Genomic DNA, 1258 nt, shown 5'->3' on the forward strand with positions numbered 1-1258 from the left:
CACTTAGCACTCATCGTTTACGGCGTGGACTACCAGGGTATCTAATCCTGTTCGCTCCCCACGCTTTCGCGCCTCAGCGTCAGTTACAGACCAGAGAGTCGCCTTCGCCACTGGTGTTCCTCCACATCTCTACGCATTTCACCGCTACACGTGGAATTCCACTCTCCTCTTCTGCACTCAAGTTCCCCAGTTTCCAATGACCCTCCCCGGTTGAGCCGGGGGCTTTCACATCAGACTTAAGAAACCGCCTGCGAGCCCTTTACGCCCAATAATTCCGGACAACGCTTGCCACCTACGTATTACCGCGGCTGCTGGCACGTAGTTAGCCGTGGCTTTCTGGTTAGGTACCGTCAAGGTGCCAGCAGTTACTCTGGCACTTGTTCTTCCCTAACAACAGAGCTTTACGACCCGAAGGCCTTCTTCACTCACGCGGCGTTGCTCCGTCAGACTTTCGTCCATTGCGGAAGATTCCCTACTGCTGCCTCCCGTAGGAGTCTGGGCCGTGTCTCAGTCCCAGTGTGGCCGATCACCCTCTCAGGTCGGCTACGCATCGTTGCCTTGGTGAGCCGTTACCTCACCAACTAGCTAATGCGCCGCGGGCCCATCTGTAAGTGACAGCCGAAACCGTCTTTCCATCTTTCCTCATGCGAGGAAAGAACGTATCCGGTATTAGCTCCGGTTTCCCGAAGTTATCCCAGTCTTACAGGCAGGTTACCCACGTGTTACTCACCCGTCCGCCGCTAACATCAGGGAGCAAGCTCCCATCTGTCCGCTCGACTTGCATGTATTAGGCACGCCGCCAGCGTTCGTCCTGAGCCAGGATCAAACTCTCCGATAAAGTAGTTTGACTGACTACGCACATCGCTGTGCGATTTATTTAAAACTTTGAATTAACAGGTACGTTTTGTCTTGTTTAGTTTTCAAAGATCATCTCAACCTCATCTTGAGGCGACTTTTTCAGTATAACATTTCAGAAAGTTGCTGTCAAATGTTTTTTTGTTTTTATTTCTCCGCCGCTGTGAGCTTTTTGTTGAAGCGCATCAGCGACGTTTAATAATATACCATGCCTGTTTTATTTGGTCAACACTTTTCCTGTATTTTTTTATTTTCTTCTTTCACGCCTTCCCATGCTTATCATGTATATATTTTATCTCATCTTACAAATAATATAAGAAAATCTCTTAAGAAGAAATGAGGCGTGTTATGTATTACTACAAAGAGGAACTGATTAATATCATTAAACCGGACAAGCCAGACC

The 1258-nt window shown here is 48.4% G+C and carries 1 rRNA gene; it reads right to left on the reverse strand.

What is annotated here, in order from left to right:
* Positions 1–838: ribosomal RNA gene (locus tag ACQKIP_RS47705) — 16S ribosomal RNA — on the reverse strand; the annotation flags it as partial.
* Positions 839–1258: the final 420 nt, after the last annotated feature.

The sequence above is a fragment of the Streptomyces sp. NPDC059900 genome (assembly GCF_050270335.1).
In the GTDB taxonomy this organism is placed as follows: Bacteria; Actinomycetota; Actinomycetes; order Streptomycetales; family Streptomycetaceae; genus Streptomyces.